The sequence below is a fragment of the Brevibacterium sp. genome (assembly GCF_022712115.1).
GTDB classification, from domain to species: domain Bacteria; phylum Actinomycetota; class Actinomycetes; order Actinomycetales; family Brevibacteriaceae; genus Brevibacterium; species Brevibacterium salitolerans.
In genome coordinates, this window is sequence record NZ_JALAHB010000098.1 from 1 (window position 1) to 5,486 (window position 5,486).

At 71.3% G+C, this 5,486-nt stretch carries 5 protein-coding genes; 2 read left to right on the forward strand and 3 right to left on the reverse strand.

What is annotated here, in order from left to right:
- Positions 1–316 precede the first annotated feature (316 nt).
- A complete protein-coding gene (locus Q0A33_RS05920; protein WP_291794408.1) occupies positions 317–1,804 on the forward strand; it encodes an MFS transporter in 1,488 nt (495 codons plus the stop codon).
- A 185-nt stretch (positions 1,805–1,989) separates the two neighbouring features.
- Here Q0A33_RS05920 and Q0A33_RS05925 read toward each other — a convergent pair whose 3' ends face one another.
- The 3 genes from Q0A33_RS05925 to Q0A33_RS05935 are packed head-to-tail and all read right to left on the reverse strand — an operon-like array spanning position 1,990 to position 4,995.
- Positions 1,990–3,132, reverse strand: coding sequence for a sulfurtransferase (locus Q0A33_RS05925; protein ID WP_291794411.1), 1,143 nt, complete (start codon positions 3,130–3,132; stop codon positions 1,990–1,992).
- 50 nt (positions 3,133–3,182) lie between these two features.
- A complete protein-coding gene (locus Q0A33_RS05930) occupies positions 3,183–4,409 on the reverse strand; it encodes a class I SAM-dependent methyltransferase (RefSeq protein ID WP_291794412.1) in 1,227 nt (408 codons plus the stop codon).
- Between the two features lie 10 nt (positions 4,410–4,419).
- Positions 4,420–4,995: a MarR family transcriptional regulator gene (locus Q0A33_RS05935; RefSeq protein WP_291794414.1), complete on the reverse strand. Its 576-nt coding sequence runs from the start codon at positions 4,993–4,995 to the stop codon at positions 4,420–4,422.
- A gap of 67 nt (positions 4,996–5,062) precedes the next feature.
- Here Q0A33_RS05935 and Q0A33_RS05940 point away from each other — a divergent pair, with 67 nt between their 5' ends.
- Entirely contained in the window at positions 5,063–5,434 is a 372-nt protein-coding gene (locus Q0A33_RS05940; RefSeq protein ID WP_291794416.1) for a VOC family protein, read from the forward strand.
- The last annotated feature ends 52 nt before the right edge of the window (positions 5,435–5,486 follow it).

A 5,486-nucleotide genomic window follows, 5' to 3' on the forward strand; every position in this document is an offset into this window, starting at 1 on the left:
AGTTACGTCTGCGTAGCAGCCGCCCACCACGGCCGCTACGCAGACGTAACTTGTAGATGAGGTGCAGCCGAGGGTGCGGAGGCGTGGAGGGGAGACGCGCAGTGGAAGAGGCGTGCAAGGGGGAAGCGGCGTGGACGGGACCGGAGCAGCGGGGAGCCTGAGAGGCCCTGCGTGACCTCGCTTGACGTCGTGTGTCATGCGGAGGCGGACGATGACATCGGGCGCCAGAGGCGCGAGTCACCTGTGTTTCAGTGCGGGAAGCGGTCCGTCATGAGGGGCGGCCGCAGACCGGTCAGGCACTGCACCAGGAGGCCCCATGTCCCCAGAAGGCGTTCCACAGGGTCCGGCCTCGCCCCACGTATCCGGCTCGCCTCAGGAACTCGCTTCTCCTCAGGGCCCCGGACCGTTCCACCATCCTGACCCAGCGTCCTCGTCCGCAGGAGGGTCCGCCTTCGCGCGGCTGCTCGACCGGCAGGGGATCTCGCGCACACTGGCCTGGGGCTTCCTCGCGCTCATGCTGTTCATGGTGGGCGACGGGATCGAGCTGAGCTTCCTCTCGAACCACCTCACGGAGCTGGGATTTGGCGGCGGCCGAGTGGCCCTGCTCTTCACCACCTACGGCATCGTGGTGGCCGTCGCTGCCTGGCTGGCGGGAGCCCTCGCGGAGTCGTGGGGGCCTCGGCGGGTCATGCTGGCGGGCGGGATCATCTGGATCGTCTTCGAGGTGGTGTTCCTGCTGCTGGGCGTCATGCCCGGGAACTACCCCGTGATGATCCTGGCCTACTCCGTCCGGGCCGTCGGCTACCCGTTCTTCGCGTACGGCTTCCTCGTCTGGGTGACGATGGAGACCCCGGACCGGGTGATGGGCAAGGCCGTGGGCTGGTACTGGTTCTTCAACGCGATGGGGCTGGGCGTCATCAGCGGCTACTTCGTCGCGATCGTGGTGGAGCCGTGGGGAGCGCTGGGCACCCTCTGGTCCTCACTGGTCTTCGTCGCGCTCGCCACGCTCATGGTCGCGGTGCTGATCCGCTCGCGGCCGGGGGCGTCCCGGATGTCACGGGAGCAGACGGTGCGGGGACTGGTCACCAGCGTCACGATCATGGCGGAGCGGCCCAAGGTCGCACTGGGCGGTCTGCTGCGGATCATCAACACGATGTCCTACTACTCCTTCGCGGTCTTCCTGGGCGTGTACATGGTGGGGACCGTCGGCTTCTCGCAGGCGCAGTGGTCCTCCATCTGGGGCACGATGCTGTTCGCCAACGTGCTCGCCAATGTGATCTCCGGGTATGCCTCGGACCTGTGCGGGAGGCTCAACGTCATCGCCTGGGGCGGCGGGTTCGCCACGGCGATCACGGTGCTCGGCTTCTACTACGTGCCGCAGGGTCTGGGGGCGAACTACCCGGTCGTCCTCGTCCTCGGGATCGTGTACGGGCTCGCGCTCGGCATGTACGTGCCGCTCTCGGCAGTGGTGCCGCTGCTGGCGCCGCAGAACAAGGCGGCGGCCGTGGCCGTGCTGAACCTGGGTGCGGGACTCTCCAACTTCGTGGGACCGGCGATCGCCGGCCTCGTACCGCTCATGGGTGTGGCCCCGGTGGTCTGGGTGCTTGCGGCGATCTACCTGGTGGGGCTGTTCCTCACCTTCCTCCTCCGGGAGCCGGGGATCGAGGCCCCGCGGATCGAACGGAAGAGGACCTCCGCAGAGGGGATCACCAGCTCTGGACGTGCTCACGCCGCCGGAGCCGAGGCCATTGCCTCCGGCGGAGCCGGTGCGCCTGCCGAGGCCAAGTCCGCCCTCAGGCAGTAGGCGCGCGCACCCGCCCACCTCCTGGCCCGGGTCCGGCACTTGCCCTTGCCGCACACCCAGGGCCTCACCCAAACAAGTTACGTCTGCGTAGCGGCCGTGGTGGGCGGCTGCTACGCAGACGTAACTTGCGAAGAGGAAGTGGTGGGGGCGGAGGAGAGCGCCCAGCGTCCTGCTGCGCGCGGAGCTCAGGCCTCGGGGCCGGTGGCGACGGGGCGGGCAGGATCGTTCGACCAGGCCGACCAGCTGCCGGGGAACAGCGCGGCCTCCACGCCCAGACTGGCGAGCGCGAGCACGGTGTGGCTGGCGGAGACTCCGGAGCCGCAGTAGGCGCCCACCGCCGAGGTGCCGTCCGCCTCGGCGTCCACCGGCACACCCAGCGCGCGGTAGTGCGCACGGAGGTCCGCAGCGCTGCGCAGGTGCCCGTTCTCGGAGTTCCGGCCGGCCGGGGCATTCCGTGCGCCCGGGATGTGCCCGGCGACGGGATCCATCGGTTCGGCCAGGCCCTCATAGCGTTCCGGTGCCCGCGCGTCCAGGAGCACGCCGGAGGGATCGTGCGCGAGGGCCGCGGCCTCGTCCGCCGTCAGCACCGGCATGGAGCCGGGGTGCACGGTGAACGTGCGAGTCCGCCCGGCTGGATTCGCGCCGGTGGTCCCGGTCGCGCTGCTCTCACCGTCGGCGCCTCCCGTGACCTGGCCGCCGGCACTCGCCTGACCGCCCGCGCCCATCCCGGTTCCGTCTTCAGCGGGCCCCGCACCCGGCCCCGTCTCCACCGGGAAGCCGGCGTCGCGCCACGCGGGCCAGCCGCCGTCGAACACGCGGACGTTCGTATGCCCGGCCCAGCGCAGCAGCCACCAGGCACGGGCAGCGGCCTGACCGCCGGCGTCGTCGTACACCACCACGGGAGTGCCCGCCGAGGCCGGCTCGCCTGCATCGCCGGCCGCACCTGGAACGGCGGGCCGGGCCGAACGCACACCCCAGGCGTTCGCCGTCGCCTCGAAGGCCTCGGCGCTGGGCAGGGGGTGCCGGCCGCGGGTGGGATCCTGCGAGGAGTGGTCGGCGAGCTCCTCGTCGAGGGAGACGTAGCGCGCCCCCGGGATGTGACCGGCTTCGAACTCCTCCCGGCCGTCCGGACGCATGAGGTTCCAGCGGACGTCGAGGATGACGGGCGCATCATTCGCGGCCTCGGTGCCTGTCCCGCCGGAGGAAGCTTTGATTCCGAGCAGCCGCGCGAGCTCGTCGACGGTGACGAGCACGGTCTCGCGGGTCTCAGCGCGAGAGCGCGCATCAGTGAGAGAACGGCCCTCGGTGGAGGAGGAGTCTGCTGACATGGGGAGTCCCTTCTGTGTGCGGTGCGGCCGCCCGTCGAGTCCGATCGACCTCACACCTCGGCGGGGACGCTGAGGTCCACGGGCTGGGTGAGGAGGACGACGTGGTCCTCGCCCAGCCGGGTGAAGACGAGGGTCGCGGCCTCCCCGTCCGGGAGCTTGAGCTGGCGTCGCACCTGGTCCGGCACGATGTCAGCCCCGCGCTTCTTGATGACCACGCGGCCGATCCCGCGCTCCACGAGCGCACGGCGCAGCTGCTTGATCCCGGCGGGAAGCACCTCGGCGATCTCGTAGGCCCGCACGGCGTTCGCCGCAGAGCCCGTGGGCAGCGTGTCCCCGGTGAGGTAGGCGATCTTCTCGCTGACCCGGCGCATGCCCAGCGGTTCGCAGAGCGCGGTGACGAGGCCGGAGCGGACGATCGCGCCGTCGGGCTCGAACAGGTAGGTCCCCAGTTCGCCGATCCGCTCCTCGTCGTCCTCCGGCAGCTGCGACTCGTGGATCTGCAGGGCGGAGCCGGCACCCAGGACGAGGGCGTTCCTGCCCGGGCGCTGCCGGACGCTGCCGTGGAAGAGGGCGACCTCCACCACGTCGCCGGATTCCGAGACCCACTGCGCCTCCCAGCCGTCCGGGATGAGTGCGTGGTCGAGCGCCGGTCCCAGCTTGATGCCCACCCCCTCCACGTGTGCGGCCGTCGAGAACGCCCAGGTGAGGGTGGGGGAGAAGGATTCGGGGTCGGTGAGACGGCGAGCGGCGCTGGTGCGGCCGTCGCCGGTGCGGCGTGCGGGGTCCAGCCAGAGCACGTCGAGGGCGGAGAGGTCCTGCTCCTCGGCCAGGCCCTGCTCGACCGTCACGGTGTCGAGCGACCGCAGGTTGTAGGCGGCCAGAGCGGCCGTGACCGGATCGGCGTCCACTGCACGGACCGTGCCGCCCAGGCCGGCGATCGCCATGGAGTCCCCGCCGAGGCCGCACCCCAGATCACCGATCGTCCCCGGCTCCGCGGCGAGCAGGCGCCGCGCGTGGTGCGCGGCGACGGAGAGGCGGGTGGCCTGCGCGAGCCCGTCGCGGGTGAAGAGCATGCGCTCCGCGAACGGCCCGAACTTGGCCTCGGCCTCCTGCCGCAGCTGCGCCTGCGCGAGCAGTTCGCGGGCCAGCTCCGGGCTCATCCCGTCCTTGCGCAGGCGGGTGGCCAGTGCGAGCTCCTGGGACGGCGAGTACTCGATGCCGTCCAGCAGTGTGAGCACGGTGGGGTCGAGCAGCTGCGCGAGTGTGGCCTCATCCATGCGGGCCAGCCTAGCGGTCGGCGCCCGGCGGGTCCGCGCGGCGGCTCAGTGCCTCCGTGCAGGCCCGCAGCGCCGCCTCGAGCGCTTCCCGCTGGGCGGGCCGGAGCGCGTTCGTCATGGTGCGTTCCACGGCACGGGCCTCCGCCGAGGCCCGTGCGAGCAGCCGCGTGCCCTCCTCTGTGAGACGGAGGGGGAGGGCGCGTCCGCCCGAGGAGTGGGGGATGCGCTCCACGAGGCCGCGTTCCTGGAGGCCGCGCAGGAGGGTGTTCATCGTCTGCCGGGTGACGAACACCGCCCGGGCGATCTCCGAGGTGGAGGCTCCGGGCCTGCTGTTGAGGGCTTCCAGGCACGAGTACTGCGGCGTGGTGAGTTCGAGCGGACGCAGTGCCTCGTCCATCCGGGCGCGCAGCGCGGTCTGCGTCTGCTTCAGCAGGTAGCCGATCAGTGATTCGACCGGTGCCGTGCCGTCCGGGACGGTTGCGTGGCCGTCCCGGACGCCCCCACCGTCGTGCAGGTGCTCACCGCCGTGGGCTTCACCGCCGGCGGCCTCATCGCGGTACCGGTCCTTCCCGCCGTGTTGCTTCATGTAAGCATTCTGACATACGGTTTCTATGTCAGAACACTGACATCACAGTGATCGAAAGGATGCCCTCATGGCTGTCTCCGGACCGGACTTCATCGCACTCCAGGTGCGCGACCTCGAGCGCGCAGCGGAGTTCTACGAGACGCGGCTGGGCCTGCGCCGCGCGCCCGCCGCACCTCCCGGCGCGGTGGTGTTCACCACCAGCCCCATCCCCTTCGCGGTGCGGGAGCCGCTGCCTGGTGTGGACCTGGATCAGGTGAGCCCGCGCCCGGGAGCAGGCGTGGCGCTGTGGATGCACTGCGACTCGGCGCAGGAGCTCCACGATGCGCTCGTGGAGGCGGGCATCCCCATCCTGCGTGCGCCGGAGCCGGGTCCGTTCGGGGTGTCCTTCACCTTCGAGGATCCGGACGGCTACGCGGTCACCCTCCACGACGGGGCCTGACGGCCCGGGGCGGGGCCTGCTCTCTCCCCGGCCTCTCCCCGGGCCGTCAGGC

Excerpts from the sequence above, each read along its gene's own strand:
- Q0A33_RS05935 (WP_291794414.1), bottom strand. The coding sequence starts at position 4,995 with ATGAAGCAACACGGCGGGAAGGACCGGTACCGCGATGAGGCCGCCGGC.
- Q0A33_RS05930 (WP_291794412.1), bottom strand. The coding sequence starts at position 4,409 with ATGGATGAGGCCACACTCGCGCAGCTGCTCGACCCCACCGTGCTCACA.
- Q0A33_RS05940 (WP_291794416.1), top strand. The coding sequence starts at position 5,063 with ATGGCTGTCTCCGGACCGGACTTCATCGCACTCCAGGTGCGCGACCTC.
- Q0A33_RS05925 (WP_291794411.1), bottom strand. The coding sequence starts at position 3,132 with ATGTCAGCAGACTCCTCCTCCACCGAGGGCCGTTCTCTCACTGATGCG.
- Q0A33_RS05920 (WP_291794408.1), top strand. The coding sequence starts at position 317 with ATGTCCCCAGAAGGCGTTCCACAGGGTCCGGCCTCGCCCCACGTATCC.